The 22,304-nt window shown below is 75.4% G+C and carries 20 protein-coding genes and 1 pseudogene; 4 read left to right on the top strand and 17 right to left on the bottom strand.

Annotation, left to right across the window (positions count from 1 at the left end; all coding sequences use genetic code 11):
- Positions 1-49: 49 nt before the first annotated feature.
- Together AB0F03_RS04685 and AB0F03_RS04680 are read right to left on the bottom strand one after the other, a co-directional pair.
- The gene (locus AB0F03_RS04685; RefSeq protein WP_361986486.1) at positions 50-292 is read right to left on the bottom strand and encodes a DUF397 domain-containing protein; all 243 of its coding nucleotides are present in this window, start codon (positions 290-292) and stop codon (positions 50-52) included.
- A 212-nt stretch (positions 293-504) separates the two neighbouring features.
- Positions 505-1,371 (bottom strand): alpha/beta hydrolase, encoded by an 867-nt coding sequence (locus AB0F03_RS04680; protein WP_361986484.1) that lies wholly within the window; start codon positions 1,369-1,371, stop codon positions 505-507.
- Positions 1,372-1,595: 224 nt separating this feature from the next.
- Here AB0F03_RS04680 and paaK point away from each other — a divergent pair, with 224 nt between their 5' ends.
- Positions 1,596-2,912, top strand: a complete 1,317-nt coding sequence (gene paaK, locus AB0F03_RS04675; protein ID WP_361986482.1) for a phenylacetate--CoA ligase PaaK — start codon at positions 1,596-1,598, stop codon at positions 2,910-2,912.
- A gap of 406 nt (positions 2,913-3,318) precedes the next feature.
- Here the strand turns inward: paaK and AB0F03_RS04670 are convergent, their stop codons facing one another.
- Complete coding sequence (locus AB0F03_RS04670; RefSeq protein ID WP_361986480.1) at positions 3,319-3,945, bottom strand: TetR/AcrR family transcriptional regulator; 627 nt, start codon at positions 3,943-3,945, stop codon at positions 3,319-3,321.
- A gap of 99 nt (positions 3,946-4,044) precedes the next feature.
- Between AB0F03_RS04670 and AB0F03_RS04665 the strand changes: the two genes are divergently transcribed.
- Both AB0F03_RS04665 and AB0F03_RS04660 read left to right on the top strand, forming a co-directional pair.
- Positions 4,045-4,698 (top strand): CatB-related O-acetyltransferase, encoded by a 654-nt coding sequence (locus tag AB0F03_RS04665; protein ID WP_361986478.1) that lies wholly within the window; start codon positions 4,045-4,047, stop codon positions 4,696-4,698.
- 58 nt (positions 4,699-4,756) lie between these two features.
- Positions 4,757-5,730: pseudogene (locus AB0F03_RS04660) on the top strand (nucleotide disphospho-sugar-binding domain-containing protein).
- 142 nt (positions 5,731-5,872) lie between these two features.
- Here AB0F03_RS04660 and AB0F03_RS04655 read toward each other — a convergent pair.
- The 3 genes from AB0F03_RS04655 to AB0F03_RS04645 all read right to left on the bottom strand — a co-directional run bounded on the left by AB0F03_RS04655 (position 5,873) and on the right by AB0F03_RS04645 (position 9,581).
- Positions 5,873-7,372: an acyl-CoA synthetase gene (locus AB0F03_RS04655; RefSeq protein WP_361986477.1), complete on the bottom strand. Its 1,500-nt coding sequence runs from the start codon at positions 7,370-7,372 to the stop codon at positions 5,873-5,875.
- A gap of 162 nt (positions 7,373-7,534) precedes the next feature.
- On the bottom strand, positions 7,535-9,100 hold the full coding sequence (locus AB0F03_RS04650) for an NAD(P)/FAD-dependent oxidoreductase (RefSeq protein ID WP_361986475.1): 1,566 nt from the start codon (positions 9,098-9,100) through the stop codon (positions 7,535-7,537).
- Between the two features lie 106 nt (positions 9,101-9,206).
- The gene (locus AB0F03_RS04645) at positions 9,207-9,581 is read right to left on the bottom strand and encodes a ferredoxin (protein WP_361986474.1); all 375 of its coding nucleotides are present in this window, start codon (positions 9,579-9,581) and stop codon (positions 9,207-9,209) included.
- 186 nt (positions 9,582-9,767) lie between these two features.
- On the opposite strand from AB0F03_RS04645, the gene AB0F03_RS04640 reads away from it, so the two are divergent.
- A complete protein-coding gene (locus AB0F03_RS04640; protein ID WP_361986472.1) occupies positions 9,768-10,133 on the top strand; it encodes a DUF6479 family protein in 366 nt (121 codons plus the stop codon).
- Positions 10,134-10,201: 68 nt separating this feature from the next.
- On the opposite strand, the gene AB0F03_RS04635 is transcribed toward AB0F03_RS04640, so the two are convergent.
- The 11 genes from AB0F03_RS04635 to AB0F03_RS04585 all read right to left on the bottom strand — a co-directional run bounded on the left by AB0F03_RS04635 (position 10,202) and on the right by AB0F03_RS04585 (position 21,734).
- On the bottom strand, positions 10,202-10,657 hold the full coding sequence (locus tag AB0F03_RS04635; protein WP_361986470.1) for an RpiB/LacA/LacB family sugar-phosphate isomerase: 456 nt from the start codon (positions 10,655-10,657) through the stop codon (positions 10,202-10,204).
- Positions 10,658-10,738: 81 nt separating this feature from the next.
- The gene (locus tag AB0F03_RS04630; protein WP_361986468.1) at positions 10,739-12,001 is read right to left on the bottom strand and encodes an ANTAR domain-containing protein; all 1,263 of its coding nucleotides are present in this window, start codon (positions 11,999-12,001) and stop codon (positions 10,739-10,741) included.
- A 150-nt stretch (positions 12,002-12,151) separates the two neighbouring features.
- Positions 12,152-12,637: an STAS domain-containing protein gene (locus AB0F03_RS04625; RefSeq protein WP_361986466.1), complete on the bottom strand. Its 486-nt coding sequence runs from the start codon at positions 12,635-12,637 to the stop codon at positions 12,152-12,154.
- A 125-nt stretch (positions 12,638-12,762) separates the two neighbouring features.
- Positions 12,763-13,698, bottom strand: a complete 936-nt coding sequence (locus AB0F03_RS04620) for a glycosyltransferase (RefSeq protein WP_361986464.1) — start codon at positions 13,696-13,698, stop codon at positions 12,763-12,765.
- Complete coding sequence (locus AB0F03_RS04615; RefSeq protein WP_361986462.1) at positions 13,695-14,636, bottom strand: glycosyltransferase; 942 nt, start codon at positions 14,634-14,636, stop codon at positions 13,695-13,697. The genes AB0F03_RS04620 and AB0F03_RS04615 overlap by 4 nt, the downstream gene beginning before the upstream one ends.
- Positions 14,626-15,630 (bottom strand): glycosyltransferase family 9 protein, encoded by a 1,005-nt coding sequence (locus AB0F03_RS04610; RefSeq protein WP_361986461.1) that lies wholly within the window; start codon positions 15,628-15,630, stop codon positions 14,626-14,628. The genes AB0F03_RS04615 and AB0F03_RS04610 overlap by 11 nt, the downstream gene beginning before the upstream one ends.
- A gap of 732 nt (positions 15,631-16,362) precedes the next feature.
- A complete protein-coding gene (locus tag AB0F03_RS04605) occupies positions 16,363-17,781 on the bottom strand; it encodes a PfkB family carbohydrate kinase (protein WP_361986459.1) in 1,419 nt (472 codons plus the stop codon).
- The gene (locus tag AB0F03_RS04600) at positions 17,778-18,539 is read right to left on the bottom strand and encodes an SIS domain-containing protein (protein WP_361986457.1); all 762 of its coding nucleotides are present in this window, start codon (positions 18,537-18,539) and stop codon (positions 17,778-17,780) included. Before AB0F03_RS04600 ends, AB0F03_RS04605 begins: the two co-directional genes overlap by 4 nt.
- A complete protein-coding gene (locus AB0F03_RS04595) occupies positions 18,536-19,768 on the bottom strand; it encodes a glycosyltransferase (protein ID WP_361986455.1) in 1,233 nt (410 codons plus the stop codon). Before AB0F03_RS04595 ends, AB0F03_RS04600 begins: the two co-directional genes overlap by 4 nt.
- Entirely contained in the window at positions 19,765-20,727 is a 963-nt protein-coding gene (locus tag AB0F03_RS04590) for a glycosyltransferase (RefSeq protein WP_361986454.1), read from the bottom strand. The genes AB0F03_RS04595 and AB0F03_RS04590 overlap by 4 nt, the downstream gene beginning before the upstream one ends.
- A complete protein-coding gene (locus AB0F03_RS04585) occupies positions 20,724-21,734 on the bottom strand; it encodes a glycosyltransferase family 9 protein (RefSeq protein WP_361986452.1) in 1,011 nt (336 codons plus the stop codon). Before AB0F03_RS04585 ends, AB0F03_RS04590 begins: the two co-directional genes overlap by 4 nt.
- Between the last annotated feature and the right edge of the window lie 570 nt (positions 21,735-22,304).

Genomic DNA, 22,304 nt, shown 5'->3' with positions numbered 1-22,304 from the left:
GGGGCACTGCCGGTTCCGTGTCCCGGAATCCGCCGGCGGCATCCCCGGTTCAGGTGAGGTCGAACTCCCCTTCCCGCGCGCCGGAGACGAAGGCGCCCCATTCCGCGGGGGTGAAGATCAGGGAGGGGCTCTCCGGCCGGCCGCTGTTGCGCATCGCGATGAAGCCCTCGACGAAGGCGATCTGGACGTCGCCCCTGCCCTGGCTGCTGGACTGCCACTCGGCCCTGCTGAGGTCCAGCTCCGGCTTGTCCCAGCCCGTGAGCGGCTGCTGCTGGGTGATGGTCTCGGCCACGTACCTGCTCCTCCCGGTTCGTCCTCCGCGGTCAGCCTAGCGACCGGCCGCTACGGCGGACAGGGCACGCGGGGAGGACTTGGGGCATACGGCCGGGCTTCCCGGTCCGGCCCACCGGGCAGCCGGGGCCCGGCGCCCACGAGAACCGCGAGACGCGGCCGTACGCGTGGCCGCGGCCCGTGGCGTGGTGAGGGCCGGCGGCTGCGGGCCGCTCACCGGGTCCGGGACGGGGCGGTGCCCGCCGGGGTGCCGAGGAAGGCGGCGACGCGACCGCGGAACCACCGCGGGTCGTCCAGCCAGGGGTAGTGGCCGGCGCCGGGCTGGACGGTGACCTCGGCGTGGGGGAAGGCCCGGGCGGTGCGGCGGGCGAGGGCGGGGCGCGGGCCGCCGTCGGCCCCGCCCGCGTACACGAGGACCGGCGCGGTCAGGGCGGCGAGGGCGGTCCGGGTCACGCCCGGGGCGAACGCGCCCTCGGCGAAGTAACGGTCGCCCGCCTCGTCGTTGGTCTGTTCCGGTTCGGCGTCGGCGTGCGCCCGGGCGGTGTCGTCCCAGCGGCCGTAGAAGAACGGCAGGAACACGTCATCGAAGTCCGCACCGTCCGCGAGCCAGGCCCGGAAGGCGGGGTACGCCCGTGCGAACCACGGTTCGTCCGCGCGCAGCAGGGCCGCGGCCAGCCGGTCCTGGGGCGTGGCGCGCATGCCGAGCGGGGACGGGTTGGGGGTGACCAGCACCAGCCGGCGTATCCGGTGCGGGTGGCGGGCGGCGTAGAGCAGGGCCAGGGCGGCTCCGGCGGAGTGCGCGAGCAGATCCATGTGCTCCAGCCCCATGTGGGCTCGCCACACCTCGACGTCCTCGACCATCCGGTCACAGCGGTACGTCGCCGGGTCGGCCGGCACGGCGGAGCTCCCGGTGCCCCGCAGGTCCAGCAGAGCCAGCCGACGGTCCGCGGTCAGTCCGCCGAGGTCTCCGAGATAGGCGGAGGCGCGCATCGGGCCACCGGGCAGGACGGCGAGGGGCTCGCCGGTGCCGCGCAGGTGGTAGGCGAGCCGGGTGCCGTCGGCCGTGCTGAAGCTGGGCATGCGGTGATCATCCCGGCCCGTCGCGCCCGGCCGCAACGCACTCTCTCGCGAACGAGCAGCGCCCTTCGCACGGGCCGGTGCGACCGCTGCCCCGCCCCGGCCCGGGCCGGAAAAAATCCGCAGCCCTCTTGCCCGAGGTCCGGACGGCCTGAATTACTGATCCCGAACAGAGCGACCGAATGATCGGTCGTCCGGAATGTGAGTCTGGCGAGGGAGACGTCCCGATGACGGATGCGACGGACCTGCTCGACGCGGGCGAACGGCTCGGGCCCGAGGAGCTGCGGGCGTTGCAGCTGGAGCGGCTGCGCGCCTCGCTGCGGCATGCCTATGCGCACGTGCCGTTCTACCGGGAGTCGTTCGACAAGGCCGGCGTCCGCCCGGAGGACTGCCGCTCGCTCGCCGACCTGGCCCATTTTCCCTTCACGACCAAATCCGACCTGCGGGAGAACTACCCGTTCGGCATGTTCGCGGTGCCGCGCGAGCGGATCCGCCGGCTGCACGCCTCCAGCGGCACCACGGGCCGCCCCACGGTGGTCGGCTACACGGACAACGACCTCTCCATGTGGGCCGACATGGTGGCACGGTCGATCCGCGCGGCCGGCGGGCGGCCCGGCGACGTCGTGCATGTGGCCTACGGCTATGGGCTGTTCACCGGTGGCCTGGGCGCCCACTATGGTGCCGAGCGCCTGGGATGTACGGTCGTCCCCGCGTCCGGCGGCATGACGTCCCGCCAGGTGCAGCTGATCCGGGACCTGGAACCGTCCGTCATCATGGTCACCCCGTCCTACATGCTCACGCTGCTGGACGAGTTCGAACGCCAGGGCGTGGACCCGCGCGGCACCTCCCTGCGGGTGGGCGTCTTCGGGGCCGAGCCGTGGACCGAGCGGATGCGGCGGGAGATCGAGGAGCGGTTCGCGATCGACGCGGTCGACATCTACGGGCTGTCCGAGGTGATCGGCCCCGGCGTGGCCCAGGAGTGCGCGGAGACCAAGGACGGTCTCCATGTGTGGGAGGACCACTTCTATCCGGAGGTCGTCGATCCGGTCACGGGCGAGGTGCTGCCGGAGGGCGAGCGCGGCGAGCTGGTGTTCACCTCGCTGACCAAGGAGGCCATGCCGGTCGTGCGGTACCGGACGCGGGACCTGACGCGGCTGCTGCCCGGCACGTCCCGGGTGTTCCGGCGGATGGAGAAGGTCACCGGGCGCAGTGACGACATGGTGATCCTGCGCGGGGTCAACCTGTTCCCGACCCAGATCGAGGAGATCGTGCTGCGCACGCCCGGGGTGGCGCCGCACTTCCAGCTGCGTCTCACCCGGGAGGGCCGTCTCGACGCGCTGACCGTCCGGGCCGAGGCCCGCCCCGGCGTGACTCCGGAGGTACGGGACGCGGCGGCCCGGTCGATCGTCGCGGCGGTCAGGGACGGCGTCGGGGTGTCGGTCGGCGTCGAGATCGTCGAGCCGGAGTCGCTGGAGCGGTCGGTGGGGAAGATCCGCCGGATCGTGGATCTGCGGCCACGGGATGCCGGACACCCGTCGACGTGACCTGCGACGCCCGCGCCGGCCCTAGTCTCGTACTGCCAGGGCGAGGTGTAGGCATGCATTGCGGCAGGGCCGGAAGGGCAGGGGGCGTGGCGATCGACCTGGACCGCGCACCGGCTCCGCCTCAGTGCGCTCACCCACGGCGTGGAGGGCGGCACCTCCACCCCGGTGCTGCCGGCCCGCTCCCCTCGCCCCTCCGTCCGCTCCGCCGGAGCGGTACGCCCGCCCCGGTGTCGATGCGGTCGCCCGGCACGTCGCCGAGCGCGATCCGGCCGCCCACCACATAGGCCGAGCTGCCAGAACCGGCCGGCGGGTTACATGGGCCCTGGTGTCCGAGCCAGGACCGCCGGACCGTGGTCCAGGTCCTGTCGCACGGTTGTTCGCTTACGTTCGCTCCCCGTCTCCCCGATCACACGCTCTCTTCCCGACGGACGGAGAAGGCGCCCGCGGCAGCCGCCAGGACTGCCGCCTCCGCGGCCCGTTCCGGGAGCTGCGGGTCCGGATCGGCGCGCAGGAGCACCAGCTGGTGGTAGAGCGGCGCCGTAGCGGCGATCAGCAGGCTCCGCCCGTCCGTGTGCTGTGCGGGGAGTTCACCGCGCTCCATGGCGCGCTCGACGAGGATCTCGCACTGGGCGTACCGGTCCGCCCACAACTGCGTCTGGGCCCGCGCGGCCCGTTCGGAGTGGAACGAGGCGGCCATCAGGGCCACGGCGAACGACGGCTGCACGACCAGGGATTCCTGGATCTCTCGGTTGAGGGCCGACAGATCGCCGCGCAGCGAGCCGGTGTCCGGCGGCTGCCAGTCGCTCTCGCCGGCGGCGTCGATGACGTCGACGAGCAGGCCGCCGACATCCCGCCAACGCCGGTAGACCGTGGCGCGGTGCACTCCCGCCCGTGTCGCGACACCCTCCATCGTGAGTCCTTCGTGACCGCCTTCAGCGAGTTCGGCGCGCACCGCATCGAGAACCTGGGCGCGGATGCGGGCGGTGCGACCGCCCGGACGGCGGTCCGACGTCGTGTCCAGTGGGTCCGTCATCGGCAATCAGTATCCGGTTGGTCAAGGCGGTAGAGCTGTGCCAGCATCTTAACGCGACAGTTGTCGCTCCAGGTCCATCAGAGAGGACCCGCCTCCACGATGCCGCCCGTTCCCGCTGACCCCACCGTGCTCCACCCGATGCCCGAGCACCCGCGCGTGGTTCTGCTCAAGCCGCTGGTGAAGTCGCCGCTGATCGAGGTCGGTGATTTCTCCTACTACGACGATCCGGACGAGCCGACCGCGTTCGAGACGCGCAACGTCCTGTACCACTACGGTCCCGAGCAGCTTGTCATCGGCAAGTTCTGCGCCCTGGGGGCGGGCACCCGCTTCATCATGAACGGCGCCAACCACCGCATGGACGGTCCTTCCACCTTCCCGTTCCCCACCATGGGGGGCTCCTGGGCGGAGCACTTCGACCTGATCACCGACCTGCCCGGCCGGGGCGACACGGTCGTCGGCAACGACGTGTGGTTCGGGCACGGCGCCACGGTCATGCCCGGTGTACGCATCGGTCACGGCGCGATCATCGCCGCCGGCGCCGTGGTCGCCGGCGACGTCCCCGACTACGGCATCGTCGGCGGCAACCCCGCGCGGCTCATCCGCACCCGCTACGACGCTGCGGACATCGCCCGGCTCCTCGCCGTGGCGTGGTGGGACTGGCCCGTGCAGCACATCACCAGGCAGGTACGGACGATCATGTCGGGGACCGTCGCCGACCTGGAGGAGGCCGCCGCGCAGATCGGCCGGCCCTGACACCGCGCCCTCGCCCCACCGCCCGCACCCGGCCCGCGCCAGAAACGAGTGATGGCCCATGTCCCGTCGCCGCGCCCATATCGCGATGGTCGGCGTCCCCGTCGTCAGCCACGTCCTGCCCAGCCTGGCGCTCATCCGTGAACTGGTGGCCCGCGGGCACCGGGTCACGTACGCCGACGACCCGTTCGTGGCCGACCGGATCGAGTCCGCAGGCGCGGAGCTGGTGCCCTGCACCTCCACGTTGCCCGTCGCGGACAACGACTGGCCTGCCGATCCCATCGCCGCGGCGAGCCTCTTCCTCGACGACGCCGTCCAGGCGCTCCCGCAACTGCGCGCCGCCTACGAGGACGATCCGGCCGACCTTTACCTCATCGAGTCGACACCGACACGGTGACCTTCGTCGGCCCCTGCTTCGGCCCCCGAGCGGACACGGACGGCTGGGCCCGCCCGGCGGCCACGGACAACGTGCTGCTGATCTCACTCGGCTCGGCGTACACGCGCCGGCCCGAGTTCTACCGCCAGTGCATCGCCGCCTTCGGCGACCTGCCCGGCTGGCACGTCGTGCTCCAGATCGGCGAGTACACCGCCCGCGAGGAACTCGGCACCATCCCGCCCAATGTAGAAGTGCACTCCTGGGTCCCGCAGCGGGCGATCCTGGAACAGGCCGACGCCTTCGTCACCCACGCCGGTATGGGTGGCTGCGGCGAAGGGCTCCTCGCCGGCGTTCCCATGATCGCCGTGCCGCAGGGAGCCGAGCAGTTCATGAATGCCGACCGGCTCGTGGAACTCGGTGTCGCGCGCCGTGTGGACACCGCTGACGCCACCGCCGAGAACCTTCGCGCGGCGCTGAACGACCTGGTCACGGATCCCGAACGCGTTGACCGGTCCGAGCAGCTCAAGGCCGCGGCCCGGGCCGAGGGCGGCACCCCGCGCGCCGCCGACCTCATCGAGAACGTGCTGGCCGCCGCCGGGAGTCCGCGCTTGCCACCCGAGATCACTCGTTCGGCTCGACGAGCCGCCCAGCGAGGGTGAGCGACGGCCTCAGCAGTCACGCGGCGCTACCTGTCCGCCGGCCGCGGCTGTACGAGAACTGGGCCGTACCGCGGAGCCAGGACGGGATCGCGGTCGCCGGCCGGCGTGCCGTCGCCGTCGGGCCGGGGGCTGCGGGACCCGGTCAAGCGCCGAAGCGGTCGCGGAGTTCGCGTTTGAGGATCTTGCCGCTTGCGTTGCGGGGCAGCGCGTCCACGAACAGCACCCGCTTGGGCGCCTTGAACGGGGTCAGCCGCTCCTTCACGTGCGCGATGAGCTGGTCCCCGGTCACCTCGGCGCGCGGGACGACGACCGCCGTGACGGCCTCGATCCACCGCTCGTCGGGCAGACCGATCACGGCGGCCTCGGCGACCGCCTCGTGGGTGTGGAGCGCGTCCTCCACCTGGCGCGAGGCCACCAGCACGCCACCGGAGTTGATGACGTCCTTCACCCGGTCCACGATGGTGAAATAGCCGTCGGAGTCGCGCACGGCGAGGTCACCGGAGTGGAACCAGCCGTCGCGGAAGGCCTCGGCCGTCTCCTCGGGCCTGTCCCAGTAGCCCTCGCACAACTGCGGTGACCGGTAGACGATCTCACCGGGCGTGCCGTCCGGTACGTCGGTGCCGTTCCCGTCCACCACCCGGGCGTCCACGAACAGCACCGTCCGGCCGCAGGAGTCCAGCCGGCCCTCGTGCTCGGCGGGGCCGAGGACGGTGGCCAGCGGGCCGATCTCGCTCTGCCCGAAGCAGTTGTAGAAGGCGAGCCCGGGCAGGTGCCGTCGCAGCCGCTCCAGCACGGGCACCGGCATGACGGACGCGCCGTAGTACGCCTTGCGCAGGCCGCCGAGGTCGCGGGTGACGAAGTCGGGCCGGCCGGCCAGGGCGATCCACACCGTGGGCGGCGCGAACAGGCTGTCCACGCGGCCGGTCTCGATCAGGTCGAACAGCCGGTCCCCGTCGGGCGCGTCCAGGATGATGTTGGTCGCGCCGACCGCGAGGAAGGGCAGCAGGAACACGTGCAGCTGCGCCGAGTGGTACAGCGGCAGGGCGTGCACCGGGCGGTCGCCGGCGCTGAGGTCGAGGGCCGTGATCGCGCTGAGGTACTCGTGCACCAGGGCCCGGTGGGTCATCATCGCGCCCTTGGGCAGGGCGGTCGTCCCGGAGGTGTACAGCAGCTGCACCAGGTCCTCGGTGCGGGGTTCGGGGCCGTCGTACGGCGGTGCCTGCGGGAGCCGGGTCAGCAGCGAGTCGTCCGTGTCCCGCAGCGCCATCTTCCGCGCGTCCCGCGGGAGCCGGCCGGCCAGGTCCGGGTCGGCGAGCACCAGCGTGCTGCCCGACTGGCCGAGGAGGTGGGCCAGGTCGGCTCCGGTGAGGCTGTGGTTGACCGGCACATGGACCAGGCCCGCGCGGGAGCAGGCGAGGAAGGCGATCAGATAGGCGTCGGAGTTGTGGCCGTAGGCGGCGACCCGGTCGCCGGGTGCGAGGCCCTCGGCGCGCAGGAGCGTGGCCGCGCGGGAGACCGCGTCGTCGAGTTCGCCGTACGTCCAGGCGCGCTCGGCGTAGTCCACCGCCACGCGCGCCGGGGTGCGGCGGGCGCTGCGCCGGAGCACCCCGTCGACCGTGCTGCTGCCCTGTCCCTGCGTCATGACAGCCGATCCTCGGGCCGCCGGACGCGCCGGTCAAGCACCGCGTCCACCACGGGGACCGGCCGCCGGGGCCGGCAGGGCTCCCAACGTCGCCCCGGGCGGGGACCACCGTACGGGCCGCAGGCAGACCGGTGACGAGGCCGGTGGCTGCGGGCCGACGCCTCAGGCGGTCTCCTCCAGCACCGCCATCGCCGCGTTGTGCCCCGGTACGCCGCTGACGCCTCCCCCGCGCACCGCGCCCGCCCCGCACAGCAGGACGCCGGCGTGCCCGGTCTCCACGCCCCAACGGCCCGTCTCCTGCTCGGTGTACGGCCAGGACAGGGTCCGGTGGAAGATGTGGCCGCCGGGCAGCCGCAGGTCCCGTTCGAGGTCGAGCGGGGTCTTCGCCTCGATGCAGGGCCGGCCGTCGGCGTCGGTGGCCACGCAGTCGGCGAGCGGTTCGGCGAGGTGGGCGTCGAGCTGGGCGAGGGTGGACCTCAGCAGCTCCTCGCGCACGCCGTCGTTGTCCCGGTCGAAGAGCCGGGCCGGGGTGTGCAGGCCGAACAGGGTGAGGGTCTGGTAGCCGCGTTCACCCAGGTCCGGACCGAGGATGGTGGGGTCGGTCAGGGAGTGGCAGTAGATCTCCGAGGGGGGCGCGTCGGGGAGTTCACCCGCGGCGGCCTGGGCGTGGGCGGTGGCCAACTGGCGGTACCCCTCGGCGATGTGGAAGGTGCCGGCGAAGGCCTCGCGGGGGTCGACGCCGGGGTCGCGCAGCCTGGGAAGCCGGGTGAGCAGCATGTTGACCTTGAGCTGGGCGCCTTCGGCGGGTTCGGGCGCCGGGTCCCCGGTGAGCGCGGCCAGCTCCTGCGGGGAGGCGTTCACCAGGACGTGCCGGGCGGCGGCGACGCCCTCGCCGTCCCGGGTGCGGTAGGCGACCTCGGCGGTGTGTCCGTCGGTGTGGATCCGCACGGCCTCGTGGCCGGTCGCGATCTCGGCGCCGGCCGCGCGGGCGGCGGCGGCCAGTGCGTCGGTCAGCGCGCCCATGCCGCCGACGGGCACGTCCCAGGCTCCGGTGCCGCCGCCGATGACGTGGTAGAGGAAGCAGCGGTTCTGGGCGAGGGAGGGGTCGTGGGCGTCGGCGAAGGTGCCGATCAGCGCGTCGGTGAGGACGACACCCCGGACCAGGTCGTCGTGGAAGGTGTCCTCGACCGCGAGGCCGACCGGCTCCTCGAACAGGGCCCGCCAGGCGGCCTCGTCGTCGATGCGGCGGCGCAGCTCGTCGCGGGTGGGCAGGGGCTCGGTGAGCGTGGGGAAGACGCGCCGGGCGACGCGGCCGGTCATGCCGTAGAAGCGCTGCCAGGCCTCGTACTCGCGGTCGCCGCCGGTCAGCCGGGCGAAGGACTCCCGGGTGCGCTGCTCGCCGCCGCCGACGAGGAGCCCGGTCGGCCGGCCCGCCCGCTCGGTGGGGGTGTAGGAGGAGATGGCGCGGGTGCGGACGCGGAAGTCGAGTCCGAGGTCCCGCACGATCTTGGGCGGGAGCAGGCTGACCAGGTAGGAGTAGCGCGACAGGCGGGCGTCGAGCCCGGCGAAGGGGCGGGTGGAGACGGCCGCGCCGCCGGTGTGGTCCAGCCGCTCCAGCACCAGTACGGAGCGGCCGGCCCGGGCCAGGTAGGCGGCGGCGACCAGGCCGTTGTGGCCACCACCGACGATCACGGCGTCGTACGCGCGGGTTCCCTCGTTCGCGGACATGGTCCTTCGTAACACGCGGACCCACGCGGTGGAACACGTTTCACACGTTGGCGTCGATCACGCGGGGGCCCCAGGGGGCGTACGGGCGCTCAGGGGGTACGGGTACTCACTTCAGCATTTCCAGGAAGCCCGCGCAGGCGTCGGCGCAGCCCCGGCAGACGGCCGCGGCCGTCTCGGCACCGGGGTGTTCCTCGAAGGCGTGCGCGCACTCCAGGCACACCGAGCGGCACCACTCCACCCGGACGCGGAGCGCCTCCTCGTCCTGACGGGTCTCCTCGCACAGCACCCGGCAGGTGGCGTCGCACACCTCGGCGCACATGATGCCGAGCCGCCGTACGCGCTCCTGGCGCTCGGTGCCGTCCGGTTCGACGAGACTGGCCCGCACCGCGCAGGTCCGGGCGCACTCCGTACACGCCTGCGCACAGGTGAAGCGGTCCTCCAGGAACCGGTAGAGCTGCTGCTGCGAAGTCGGCGGTGTCACACCGTGCGGGTAGCCGGGGCGTGGGGGCGCAAACCAGATTCCGGGGCCGATGACGGACCGGCGTCTGAACCGGTGCCCCGGACCGGCGGCGAGCACTGCCCGAGCCGGCGGGCGATTCACCGCCACCCATCACTATCAACCGCCTTGTCCGGGTTCACACCTATTCGTGAGGGGTATCTCTGTTCTATGAACACCGCATCGATGCAGTTGGCCGCGGCGAGCGGCCTGATGAGCCTGTTCCTGTTCATCGTGGCTGTGGCCCTCCTGGCGCTGCTCGGCGGCGGCTTCTGGATGACCTCCCGCGTCAAGTACCGCGAGCCGCCGCGCCCGCGTCCCGAGGAACAGCCCCAGCTGCCGCCGGAGGGCGCGGTGCACGAGGTCCGGCAGAACAGGCAGTCCGCGGAGGTGCCGCAGACCCCCAAGGGCGGTCGCCCGCTCACGCCGTACGAGCTGACCAACATGGATTCCGAGCCGAGCGAGTCGGAGGACAGCCCGCGCTGGAGCAGAGGGTCCAGCGGTTCGTTCGGCGGCGGCGGACTCGGCGCCCACTGAAGCCCCGAAGCCGGGCTGCTCAAGCAGCCCGTCGACCGGCCCCGGCCCGCGCCGGACCGCCTGCGCCCCTAGGAGTTCCTCCGGGCGGCGTCCAGGCGGCCGACGCGGGCCACGTTCTGCCGGTCCTCCGCGTCCTGACTGGGTTCCGCGGCGAACCAGGCGTCCAGGATCTCCCTCAGCACCGGCTCGGAGGTCAGGCGGAGGCTCAGCGCGAGGACGTTGGCGTCGTTCCAGCGGCGCGCGCCGTCCGCCGTGGCGGCGTCCGTACACAGGGCCGCCCGTACCCCCGGCACCTTGTTGGCCGCGATGGAGGCGCCGGTGCCGGTCCAGCAGCACACCACCGCCTGGTCGGCCGCGTCCTCGGCCACGTCCCGGGCGGCGGCCTCGGAGCAGGCGGCCCACCGGGTGTCGGCCCCGGGCCGCAGCGCGCCGTGTTCGCGCACGTCGTGGCCACGGCGCCGCAGTTCGGCCACCAGGAGACGGGCCACGGGTTCGTCCATGTCGGAGGAGACGGAGATCCGCATACCCCGGAGCGTAGCGCGCTGCCTCCCGCACGGGGCGCCCGCTTGTGGGCCGCTCCCGTGGCCGGCCGGGCTCCCGTCAGGTCACCTGCGACCGGGCTGCCGTGCGCCCGGCGCGCCGCCGGTCAGCGCGCTGTGAAGGTGTTCGAGGGCGTCCAGGAGCACCGAGCGGTGGTACCAGCTCAGCCAGGCCGACGTGTCGGCGGCCAGCCGGGCGAAGGCCTCGCCGGCGACCGGCCGGTGCCGGGCCTCGGGCCAGTGCACGGTGATCACGCCGGCGCACGGGCCGGCGGGAGACGGCACCGGAACGCTGTGGAGGGCGCGGATGCCGGAGGTCAGCAGGGCGCGCCGGAAGTCGTCGCGGAGCAGCGGATCGGTGGCGACGTCGGGCACGCTCACGGGGCGGTTCCCGGTCCGGGCGGCCGTGTCGGTGTCGGCCCCGCCGCGCTCGAGATGGTCCAGAAACGTTTCTGCGCAGCCGTGGTGAGCCTCCAGGATCAGCGCGTCGACGGCCGGGTCCACGCACCGCACGTACCCGGCGGGCGCCCGCCCGATGGCCAGCGCCTCGCGCAGGACGGCGTCGGTCATCTGCCGCCGGTAGCGCGGGACGCCACCGGCGCGGGCCAGGATCCGCAGCTGGGGCGCGGGCAGGGAGCGGCGGCCGGGGAACCACACCTCGCCGTCCGGGGGCCGGGCCACCACCACGGCGGAGGCCAGGACGCGCAGCGGCACGTTGAACCGCTGGGAGGCCTCCCTGAGTGCCCGGAAGGCGCCGGCGGGGTCCGGCAGGCCGTAGCGGGCCATGAGCGCGCCCTGCGCCATGCCGATCACCGGTGCCGTGCGCACCCGGGCACGCAGCGCGCGGACCTCCCGGTACAGGTCGTCGTACGAGGGCCGCAGCGGGTCCGTCAGCTGTGAGCGCCAGGCGGGCGGCTCCTGCGCCCCGGAGGCGGTGCGGGCCAGTTCACGCAGGGCCTCGTCGAGGGTGGCGTACAGCCGGACGCCGGTCAGGCGGGCCAGGCGCACCGCCTCGCGCACACCGGGCCGGGCGCGGACGATGATCAGCTCGGGGCGTCCGGTGCGGGCCCGGGCCGACTCGCTCAGCGTACGCAGCACGACGCCGCCGCCGAGCTGGACGTGGGCCATGTCGAGGACGGGCCGCAGTCCGGCGCGGTCCGCCCGCTCCAGGTGGCCGCGCAGCGCGTCCGACCAGGCCTGGGCCCCGTCGGCGTCCAGGGTGCCCGACACGCGCAGCAGCAGGGCGCCCCCGGCGGGCGGCGCCGCCACGACGGAGGAGTCGATGACGAGGGGAGCCGGTGCGGCCGGCCGCGCGGAAGAGGGTGTCATGGCATCCCCCAGAAAGGACGTCACTCAGGGATCGGTCGGCCTCTTCCTGACCGTTGCACCACCTTGCACGCCAGGCCCTCGCTCCTCAACCGCACCGTCCTCCGCCCCGGGGCACGGGCACCGGCTCGGGCACCCACCAGGACGCGGGCGTCAGGCGGGGCCGCCGGGCTCCGTACGGGCCTGCTCCCGGTCCGCCGGGGGATGCAGGGTGTGCAGGGTGTGCAGGGCGGAGGCCAGCGTGGCGTGCACGCGTACGCCCGGCAGACCGGCGTTCGTCAGGGCCTCCCGCACGTGCGGGCGGGGCTGGACGACGGCCAGTGCGCGGCCGGCCCGGGCGAGGGGTCCGGTCGCCCGGGCCAGGGAGCGCATCGCCGCGGCGCAGGCGAAGTAGACCTCGGTCAGGTCCAGGAGGGGATGTTCCGCGGCCTGGCCGGCGTGGCCGACGTGTTCGGCGAGGGCCTCGGCGAACTGCCGGGCGTTGGAGTCGTCCACCGTGCCCCGGGCCTTCAGGACGCTGATGGCGCCGAGTCCGGCGCGGTACTCGTGCACGGTCTGGAGGAGCAGCGGGGCGGGGCCGCCGGGGCGGACGCGGGCCGGGGACGGCTGACCGCTGTCCGTGAGTGATCGGGATTCCATGGGGACCGGGCTTCCTGAGCGGGGCGGAAGGAACAACCGGTCGCGTCCTGACCGGGGGCTTCACTGTGCCCGCGCCCGTCGGCCGGCGCAACGACGTCAACCTGGCGTGTCGTACGTCGCGGAACTCAGCCGACGTACCGCCGGGCGGGTGAGTCCCTGCGGGCCCGTTCCAGCGTGGCCAGCCGGTGCTCCAGGTCCGCCGGTACGGGGTCACGGTGGCGCAGCACCCACGGCAGCCCGGCGGCGGCGTGCGCGAAGGCGCGGACCGAGGCGATGTCGCGGGGCACGGTCCGCGCGAGATGCCCGGTACGGCGCAGTGCCGGCAGGAGCGGGCGGCGCAGCCAGGTGAACCACAGCGTGTTGCGCAGCCCGAGGACGCGCCGGGCCGTGCTGTCGCGCAGCACGGAGGCGTGGTGGTGGACGGTGAGATCGTCGGCGTAGGCCAGCCACCAGCCCTGGCGCAGCAGGTCGCAGGCGAGCAGTTCCTCCTCGCCGCCGAGCCACAGCCCGGGGTGGAAGCCGCCGCCGGCGCGGAACGCCTCGGTGCGCAGCACGGTGGCGGCGGCGAGGAAGGAGCCGAGGGCGGGGCCGGGCAGCCAGTCGGGGCCGGACAGCGGGGACTCGCGCAGTTCGGGTACGACCGGGTCCTCGGTGCCGTCCGGTTCGACGATGATCCGTGCCGTGACGGCCGCGAGCCGGGGCCGGGTGTCGAGCAGGTCGGCGGCCCGGGCGAGACTGCCCGGCGCCCACCAGGTGTCGTCGTCGCAGAAGGCGACGTAGGGGGTGCGCACCCGCTGGACGGCCAGGTTGCGTCCGACGGCGCCGAGGTTGCGGCCGGGGCGCAGCAGGGTCATCTCGGGGAAGTCGCGGGCGACGGCTTCGGCGGTGCCGTCGGTGGAGCCGTTGTCGGTGACGATCACCGGTGGACGCTCGGGCAGCCGGCGCAGCAGGGTCAGGGTGCGCAGCAGTTCGTCGCGGCGGTTGTGGGTGATCAGGACGACGGTCGTACGGTCGTCGGGGGCGGTGCGGGTGCGGGCGTCGGGCGCGGTGGTGCCGGTCATCGCGGGGCGCCTTTCCTCGGGCCGCCGGCCGGCTCCCGGTCGAGCAGGCGGGCGGCGCGTTCGACGTGCGGGGGCAGGGTGCGGCGGCGGGCGAGGGCGGCCGGGAACCGGGTGAGGACCTCCTTCAGGGCGCTGCGCGCGCCGGGACGGCCGGTCGCCGCGGCCAGGGCGAGGTCGGTGCCGGCACGCAGGGCTACCGGCCAGGGTCGGCGCAGGCAGGTGGTGAGCACATGGTTGCGCCGGACGAGGGAGGAGCGGCCGGTGCGGCCGTGGTCCTCGGGGTGGTGGCAGGCGCTGAGGGAGGGCTCGTAGGTGACGCCCCAGCCGGCGGCGGCGAGGTCGTAGGCGAGCAGGGTCTCCTCGCCGCCGAAGAAGAGAAGCGGGTGGTAGCCGCCGACGCCGAGGAATGCCTCGCGGCGGACCACGCAGGCGCAGCCGAGGAAGCCGAGCACGGGGCGGCCGGGCAGGTCCGGCTCGGGCGGCAGGGGCGAGGCGGCCAGTACGGCGTTGAGGGGATCGTCCGCGGCCTCGGGGCCGACGAGGGTACGGGCGGCGAGCAGGCCGAGCCGGGGGTGCCGGTCCAGGAGGTCGGCGGCCCGGGCGAGGCTGCCCGGCGTCCACCAGGAGTCGTCGTCGCTGAAGGCGACGTAGGGGGTGCGGGCGTGCCGGGCGGCCAGGTTGCGGCCGAGGGCGCCGGTGTTGCCGGCGGGCCGCAGCAGGCGGGTGATCGCCGGGTGGCCGGACACGGCCCGGTACGTGGTGTCGTCGCGGGAGTTGTCGACGACGACGACCGGCGGCCGCTCGGGCAGCGCGGCCAGGGCGTCCAGGGTGCGCAGCAGACTGGCGCTGCGGTCCCGGGTGATGACGGCGACGGTGACCCGGGGATCGCCGTCGGCGGACGCCGTGCGGACGCGGCCGGGTGCCTGCTCAGTGGACATGCGCGGCCTCCCCGTCGTGCCGCTGCCGGCCGCGGACGTCCCGCAGCAGCGTCAGACAGGCCGCGGCGACCTCGCCGGTGCCGATGCGCACCAGGCGGGCGTCCGCGGTGCGGCCGTGCGGGTCGCCGGGCGGGCCGGGTTTCCACAGGGCGAGGTGGTCCGGGCCGGGTGGCGGGCCCCACAAGCACGGGGAGACCGGCCCGAACAGGGTGACCGAGCGGGTGCCGTGGGCCACCGCGAGATGGGCGAGGCCCGTGTCGCCGCTGAGCACCAGGGACGCCTCGGCGACCAGCGCGGACAGCCGGGCGAACGGCAGGCCTCCGGTCAGCACGTCGCGGGCGCGCTGGCCGCTGCGTTCGGCGACCGAGCGGACCAGGGCGTCCTCGCCGGGGCCGCCGGTGAGGACCACGTGGTGTCCGGCCGCCCGCAGGCACCGTACGACGGCGGCGAACCGCTCCCCCGGCCAGCGGCGTGAGCCCGACGCGGCGCCGGGGTGCACGACGACCGCGCCCGGGGCCGGGGACGGCGTGGCGGGCCGGGGCAGGCGCAGGTCGAGGGGGTCGGCCGGGATGCCGTACCCGTGCAGGAAGGCGCACCAGCGGTCGCGTTCGTTGAGCTGTCCCCGCCATGGCGGCCCGTCCGGGCAGGCGTGCGCGAGGAGCCGGCGTGGACGCAGGGCGGCCAGCGCGTCGCGGCTCTCGGGGCCGTTGCCGTGCAGGTCGACGGCCACGTCGGGGGGTGGGCCCGACCAGTGGGTGAGTGCCGGGACGGCCCGGCCCGGCGCCCCGGCCGGGAACACGGCGTCGACCGCCCCGGTGGCCAGGGCGAGTTCGGTCAGGCCCGGCGGCTGGGCGAGGACGACGTGGTGCCCGGGAAAGGCCCGGCGGACGCCGCGCAGCGCGGGCACACCGGCCAGCAGGTCACCGAGGCCCAGCGCACGCAGGACCAGGACGCGTGGCGCGTCGGGGGGGCTCGCCAAGTGCTCAGTGCTCACCGAGGACACCCTCCGGCGGGTGGGGACGTGCACCCCGCGGGGTCGGGGGCGGGGACGGAGTCGGGGTGGTGGGCGGGGACATGGCTCCGGCGGGCGGCGGGCGTCGGAGACCGCCGCGCGCGGCCGGGCCGGGCACCGGCGTCCGGCACTCGGGCACCGGACACTTGGCGGAGCGGACGCCCCGCACCCTGGGCCGGGCGGTGATGGACGAGGACATGGCTCCGGCGGGCGGCGGGTGGCGACGGCCGCCGCGCGCGGCCGGGGCCGGCACCGGCACCGGCATCGGCAGGGCCAACCGGCCACCTGGCGGGACAGTAGCCCGTCGGACACCTGACGGGGCGGACAGTGCACGCGCCGGGCCGCGTGCGCGCCGGCCCCTTGGGGGGCGCCCACCGGTCGTCTCCGTCGGCCGGCGGCGGATGCCGGGGCTGACGCGTCCCGGTGGGCCGGGCCGGTCGCCGAGCGCCGGGCCGACCGCGCGGGGCGCACGGGGCGTGCGCGGGAGCCGTGTGGTGCTCGCCTCCGCCATTTCCCGGCAGGTGCCGGTGCCGGTGCCGGCACCTCCCGGGAGGGCGACCGCGCGTCGGGCGCTGGAGGACCGCACGTCGGCCACGCCCGCCGGCTCCGGGAACGTACCGCGGCCGATGCCTCCCGGCAGGCCGGCCGTGCGCGAGGGACCACGGGCTCCCGGCGGGACGGAGGTGCGCGGGGCGCGGGAAGGGGCCGTGGGGGTCACCTCGGGGAGCCCGGGGTCGGCGTCCGGGCGGCGCGGCGGGCCAGGACGGTGGTGGAGCGGCCGTCGAGGTAGGGCAGGAGCAGGACCTGGCCGCCCCAGCTCTCCACGAGGGGCTGTTCGGGCAGCCGGGTCCGGGCGTAGTCGCCGCCCTTGGCCCAGATGTGCGGGCGCAGTTCGCCGAGGATGCGTTCGGGGGTGTCCTCGTCGAAGACGGCGACCGCGTCCACGCACTCCAGGGCGCGCAGCACCCGCACCCGGTCGGCGGCCGGGACGAGGGGCCGGCCGCCGCCCTTGCGGCGGCGTACCGAGTCGTCGGAGTTGACGCAGACGATCAGGCAGTCACCGGCCCGGCGGGCGGCCTGGAGCAGGGCGACGTGCCCGGCGTGCAGCAGGTCGAAGCAGCCGCCCGCGGCGACGACGGTGCCGCCCGCGGCCCGGACGCGGCCGGCGGTGCGCGCGGCGTCGGCGGTGGTGTCGCCGTCGGCCGCGGGCTCGGCGGCCGGCTCGGGCCGGTCCGGACCGGTGATCGCGCGGGCGCCGCCCTCGGCGACGTAGCGGGTGGCGGCGTGGACGGCGGCCTGGACGGCGGCCTCGGTGAGGGCGCCGTCGGCGAGCAGACCGGCGGCGGCGGAGGCGAACCGGTCGCCGGCGCCGCAGGGGTCGCCGGAGGCGGCGGCCGGGGTCGGCACGAGCAGCGGGGTCTCGCCGTGGGAGAGGAGGGCGCCGCGGTCGCCGAGGGTCACGGCGACGGCTTGCGCCTGCCAGGCGGCGACCAGGGCGCGGGCGTCCCGGGCGGCGGTGCGCAGTCCGGCCGCGTCGCCCGCGTCGTCTCCGCCGGCCAGCCGGCGGGCGAAGGCGCGCGCCTCCTGTGCCGAGGGGGTGACCAGGCGGACGCCGGGCACGGGGGGCCGGCCGCGGACGTGGGGGTCCCAGACGACGGGCGCCGCGGTGTGCGCCAGCGCGTCCCGCAGGACGTCGGCGGTGCCGCGGCCGTAGTCGGCGACGAGAACGCCGTCGGCCGCCGCGACCGTGGACACCGCCTCCTGGGTGGCCTCGCGGGCGTGTCCCTCGCCGTCGTCGAGGCGCAGCAGCGGCCGGTCTCCGGCCAGGACGCGGGTCTTGCTGCTGAGGGTGCCCTCCAGCGGCACCTCCACCAGCTCGACCCGGCCGGCCAGCAGCTCGCGCAGGGTGTCGCTGGCGGGGTCCGTGCCGAGGGCGGTGACCAGGGTGACGGGGCGTCCGTCGGCCGCCGCGAGGCAGGCGGCGAGAGCGGCTCCGCCGGGACGGGAGCTGCGCCGGGTGCCGTGGACGACGGGTACGGGGGCGTCCGGGGCCAGGCGTTCGGCCCGGCCGCACAGGTCGTGGTCGAGCAGAGCGTCGCCCACGACGACCAGGGGTGTGTGCGAGGCGTTCACGCGTGTCCCTCCGTGGGGGCTGCGGGCGCGCCGGACGCGGCACGGCCGACGGTGCGGGCGCGGCCCACGAGCCGGCCGACGACACCCGGCCTGCCGTCGGCCGAGGACCTGCCGTCGGCGCCGGAGCCGTCGGCCCGGTGGTCGGCCTCGCCGCGCGCGACGGCCCGGTCGAAGGCCTCGCACAACATGTGCACGGCGACCAGGTGCAGTTCCTGGACGGTGGCGGCGACGGGGGCGTCGACGCACAGGGCCTCGTCCGCGCCCAGGTGCAGCGGGTTGGGGGCCCGTCCGGTCAGCGCCCACACCGTCATGCCCAGACGGTGGGCGCGCTCGGCGGCGGCCAGCAGGTTGGCGCTCGCCCCGCTGGTGGACAGCAGCAGCAGGACGTCTCCGGGGCGGCCGTGGGCGGCGGTCTGGCGGGCGAACACCTCCTGGACGCCGTAGTCGTTGGCGATCGCGGTGGTGGAGGAGGTGTCGGCGTGCAGGGCGACGGCGGAGAACGGCGGCCGGTCGTCGCGGTAGCGGCCCACGAGTTCGGCGGTGAGGTGCTGTGCCTGCGCGGCGCTGCCGCCGTTGCCCGCGACGAGCAGCCGGGCGCCGGAGCCCAGCCGGCGGGCGAGGTCGGTGCCCCAGCGTTCGAGGAGCGGACCGTTGTCGCGGAACGTCTCCAGGGCCTTCGTCAGGTCGTCGCAGTGGGTGGTGTCGTGGTCGGTGGTCCCGTGCGCGGTGCCGTGCGTGGTGCCGGTGGCGGTCTTCATCGGACGACTCCCGAGAGCGAGCGGACGGAGGACACTGCGCCGTACACCGCTGCCACGCCGTCGGCGACCCGGTCCCAGGTGTAGTGGCCGAGGACCCGTTCGCGGCCGGCGGCCCCGTACCGGGCGAGCCGGTCGGGGTCGGCGAGGAGGCCGCGGACGACCGCGCCGAGGTCGTGGTCGTCGTCGGCCGGGACGAGGACGCCGGTGGTGCCGTCCACGACGGTGTCGAGCTGGCCGCCGACGGCGGTGGCGACGACCGGGGTGGCGCAGGCCATGGCCTCCAGCGGGACGATGCCGAACGGCTCGTACCGGGGCAGCGACAGCACCAGGTCGGCGCTGGACATCAGCCGGGGCATGCGGGCCCGGCTGACCCCGCCGAGCAGGGTGACCCGGTCGGCGACCCCGAGTTCGGCGGCTGTGCCGTACAGGCGCGCGGCCTCGGGTTCGGTGCCGAGCAGGTCGGCCTCCGGGCCGCCGGCTATGAGGAGTTCGGCGTCGGGGACGCCGGCCAGGGCGCGGATGGCGCGGTCGTAGCCCTTGCGGGGGACGAGCCGGCCGACGGCCAGCAGCCGCCGGCGGGCACCGGCCCGGCGCGGGCGGCCGACGGGCGCGAACTGGTCGGGGTCCACCCCGCAGGGCACCACGCTGATCCGGTCCTCCGGCAGCCCCATGGCCTTCAGTTCGGCCACCTCGTCGGTGCATGTGGCGATGATCCGGGCACACTCGTGGCCGATGGCCTCCTCGACGGCGAGGCGCTGCGGCGGGCTGGTGTCGGCGGTGCCCTGGTAGCGCTGCTTGACCGTGCCGAGCGCGTGGTAGGTCTGCACGACGGGGATGCCGAGTTCCCGGGTGCCGGCCAGGGCGGCCAGGCCCGACATCCAGAAGTGGGCGTGGACCACCTCGGGCGGGCTCTGTGCCCACTGCCGGGCCAGGAAGTTCCCGAACTCGGCCATGTGCGGCAACAGTTCGTCCTTGGGGACGGGTGCGGGCGGCCCGGCGGGCACGTGCACGACCTGGACGCCGTCGATGAGGGTCACCCGGTCCGGCAGGCCGGCGGAGTCCCGCCGGGTGTACACCGTGACCCGGTATCCCTTTCTGGCGAGCTGCCGGGCGACCTGCGCCACGTACACGTTCTGGCCGCCCGCGTCCGGTCCGCCGAGCGCGGCCAGCGGGCTGGCGTGCTCGGAGACCATGGCGACGCGCCCGGCCGTGTGCGGAATGCGGCTCATCGGGTGACCTCCTTGATCAGGCGCTCCCAGTCCTCCAGGAAGCGCCGCTCTCCGTAGCGGGCCTGGGCCGCCGCCCGGCCCGCCGCACCGGTGCGGCGGGCCAGCCCGGGTTCGGCGAGGAGGGCCCGTACGGCGTCCTCCAGTACGTCGAGGCGGTTGGAGACCACCCCGGCGCCGTCGGGTACGGCTTCGCGGACCTCGGTGGTGTCCAGGGCGACCACGGGCATGCCGAGGAACATGGCCTCCAGCAGGGACAGGCCGAGCGAGGTCCAGCGCACGGGGTGCAGGTAGAGACGGCAGCGGGCCATCTCGCGGTGCAGTTCGTGCTGCGGCAGGTCGCGGGTGCGGCAGCGCCCGGGCGGCAGGCCGAGGTGCTCGGCGAGCCCTTCGGTGCGCATCCCGAAGACGTCCAGGGGCGCGGAGCGGGCGAACCGGGGCAGCAGGTCGGTGCCGGTGGTACGGCCCCTGCGCACGGGGTCGTTGACCACGACCGCCGCGCGCCGCTCGGTGCCGGTCCACATCGGGCCGGGGTCGAGGATGCCGTGCTCGACGACCTCGGCCGGGGCCCGGCCGTTGTCCCACATCAGCCGGTTGAAGTGGGTGACGTGCACGACCGGGATCCGGGACTGCCCGGCCAGCGGGTGGAGTTGCCGCTCGGGTGAGGCGTCGGGGCTGTTGTGCTCGACGTACACGGCGGGCACGTCCACGCCGGGCGTGCGGCCGGTCCAGCGCGCGGCCAGGTCGATCTCGTGGGGGCGTTGCAGGACCATCAGGTCGATGTCGCTGTCCCGCAGTTCGCCCGGGGTGCGTTCCCGGACGGTCGCGGGCCAGTCCCAGGTCACGGCCCGGCCGAGCCCGTCGGGGCCGCGGTCCCCGGTGACCGGGACCAGGTAGGTGTGCGGGCCCTGCACGAAGGCGGTGAGCCAGGATCCGTGCACGTGCCAGACGAGGATGTTCATGACTGCCGCTCCTGGATGAGCTTGTGCACCGCGCGCACCACGTCCTGTCCGGTGACCTCGTCCAGGCAGGGGTGGCCGGGCACGGGGCAGGTGAGGGCCCGGGTGTCCGCACAGGGCGCCGACTGGTCGCCGAGCAGGATGACGGGAACGCCGTACGGCGCCCAGCGGCCGGCCGGCACGACCGGCGCGAACAGGGAGACGACCGGGGTGCCGACGGCGGCGGCGAGGTGGGCGGGGCCGGTGTTGGCGCTGATCACGGCGTCGGCCGTGCGCAGCACGCCGGCGAGGGTGCGGGGGGAGGTCCGGCCGCCGAGGTCCGTGGCGAGGTCGCCGCTCACCTGCCGGGTCAGGGCCGTCTCGCCGGGGCCGCCGGTGACGACGACGCGGTGTCCGGCGTCGGTGAGCAGGGCGACGGCCTCCGCGCAGCGGTGGGGGCTCCAGGCGCGGGCGGGGGCGCTGGCGCCGGGGTGCAGGACGACGTAGGGGCCGTGGCCGGTGAGGTCGCCGGTGTCCGGGGGCGGCAGCACGCGCAGCCGGCCGTCGTCTCCGGCCGGGAGCGGGAAGCCCAGGGCGGCGGCCGTCTCCAGGGCCGCCTCGGCCTCGTGCCGGCCGCTCTGCCGCCGGTGGCGTACGTCGAGCAGCCGGCCGGGGTGGTCGACGCTGTCGGCGCCGATCCGGCCGACGCCCGCGAGCCGCAGGAGCAGCGCGGTGGGCAGCGGGCTCTGGTGGAAGGAGGTGAGGACGAGCGCGGTGTCGTAGGCGCCGGCGCGCAGCCGTCCCAGCAGGGCGTCGACGTCCGCCGGGACGACCGGGGGCGGGTCGAAGCCCTCCCAGGGCGCCGCCCACTCCAGCACCTCGTCGACGCCGGGCAGCAGCCGGGCGGCGTCCGCGCCGCGCGGGCCGCAGAGCATCGTGACGTGGGAGGCGCGGGCGGCGACGGCGCGTACGGCGGGGCCGGCGAGCAGGACGTCGCCGAAACTGTCGATACGGACGACGAGAGCCTTCACCGCGACCGCCTCCCCGCGGGGGGCGCGGGCGCGGGCACGGGGGCCGCGGGCACCACGGGGGCCGCCACGCCGTCCGATCGCCCGCTGTCGGGGGCCTTGGCGGCTGGGACGCGGGGGGCCGCGGGGGTAGTGGGGACCAGGGGGGCCGCTGGGGCTGGTGGGGCGATCGGGGCCGTCGGGGCCGCTGGGGCCGCTCCGGCGGTGCCGGTCCCGGGGGCCGCAGAGACCGCGGTGGATGTGGGAGCCGCAGGAACCCTGGGAGCGCTGCGGCTGGCGGGAGCCGCAGGAACAGGGGCGGGTGTCGCGGCGGCCTCGCGCGCCACAGGAGCCGCAGGAGCGGGTGCCGCCACACCTCCAGAAGCCACAGGAACCACACGGGCGGGTGCCGTGGCAGCCTCACGCGCCACAGGAGCCGCAGGAGCGGATGTCGCGGCGGCCTCGGGCGTCTTGGGGACCGCGGGAGTCCTGGTGGCGTGCCGGGGTGCCCGTGCGTGGGCCTGGCCGGCGGCCGGGCCCTGTGCGGACGGCCGGCTCCCGGTCACCGACGGCCGTCTCCCGGGCGGGAGGCCG

The organism is Streptomyces sp. NPDC028722 (assembly GCF_040637655.1).
GTDB lineage: Bacteria > Actinomycetota > Actinomycetes > Streptomycetales > Streptomycetaceae > Streptomyces.
This window is presented reverse-complemented; position numbering and strand designations above follow the sequence as displayed.

What these genes read in the sequence shown, in the direction of transcription:
- AB0F03_RS04670 (WP_361986480.1), bottom strand. Translation starts at nt 3,945, where the DNA reads ATGACGGACCCACTGGACACGACGTCGGACCGCCGTCCGGGCGGTCGC.
- AB0F03_RS04590 (WP_361986454.1), bottom strand. Translation starts at nt 20,727, where the DNA reads ATGAACATCCTCGTCTGGCACGTGCACGGATCCTGGCTCACCGCCTTC.
- AB0F03_RS04595 (WP_361986455.1), bottom strand. Translation starts at nt 19,768, where the DNA reads ATGAGCCGCATTCCGCACACGGCCGGGCGCGTCGCCATGGTCTCCGAG.
- AB0F03_RS04680 (WP_361986484.1), bottom strand. Translation starts at nt 1,371, where the DNA reads ATGCCCAGCTTCAGCACGGCCGACGGCACCCGGCTCGCCTACCACCTG.
- AB0F03_RS04625 (WP_361986466.1), bottom strand. Translation starts at nt 12,637, where the DNA reads ATGGAATCCCGATCACTCACGGACAGCGGTCAGCCGTCCCCGGCCCGC.
- AB0F03_RS04665 (WP_361986478.1), top strand. Translation starts at nt 4,045, where the DNA reads ATGCCGCCCGTTCCCGCTGACCCCACCGTGCTCCACCCGATGCCCGAG.
- AB0F03_RS04630 (WP_361986468.1), bottom strand. Translation starts at nt 12,001, where the DNA reads ATGACACCCTCTTCCGCGCGGCCGGCCGCACCGGCTCCCCTCGTCATC.
- paaK (WP_361986482.1), top strand. Translation starts at nt 1,596, where the DNA reads ATGACGGATGCGACGGACCTGCTCGACGCGGGCGAACGGCTCGGGCCC.
- AB0F03_RS04600 (WP_361986457.1), bottom strand. Translation starts at nt 18,539, where the DNA reads ATGAAGACCGCCACCGGCACCACGCACGGCACCGCGCACGGGACCACC.
- AB0F03_RS04655 (WP_361986477.1), bottom strand. Translation starts at nt 7,372, where the DNA reads ATGACGCAGGGACAGGGCAGCAGCACGGTCGACGGGGTGCTCCGGCGC.
- AB0F03_RS04650 (WP_361986475.1), bottom strand. Translation starts at nt 9,100, where the DNA reads ATGTCCGCGAACGAGGGAACCCGCGCGTACGACGCCGTGATCGTCGGT.
- AB0F03_RS04620 (WP_361986464.1), bottom strand. Translation starts at nt 13,698, where the DNA reads ATGACCGGCACCACCGCGCCCGACGCCCGCACCCGCACCGCCCCCGAC.
- AB0F03_RS04635 (WP_361986470.1), bottom strand. Translation starts at nt 10,657, where the DNA reads ATGCGGATCTCCGTCTCCTCCGACATGGACGAACCCGTGGCCCGTCTC.
- AB0F03_RS04615 (WP_361986462.1), bottom strand. Translation starts at nt 14,636, where the DNA reads ATGTCCACTGAGCAGGCACCCGGCCGCGTCCGCACGGCGTCCGCCGAC.
- AB0F03_RS04640 (WP_361986472.1), top strand. Translation starts at nt 9,768, where the DNA reads ATGAACACCGCATCGATGCAGTTGGCCGCGGCGAGCGGCCTGATGAGC.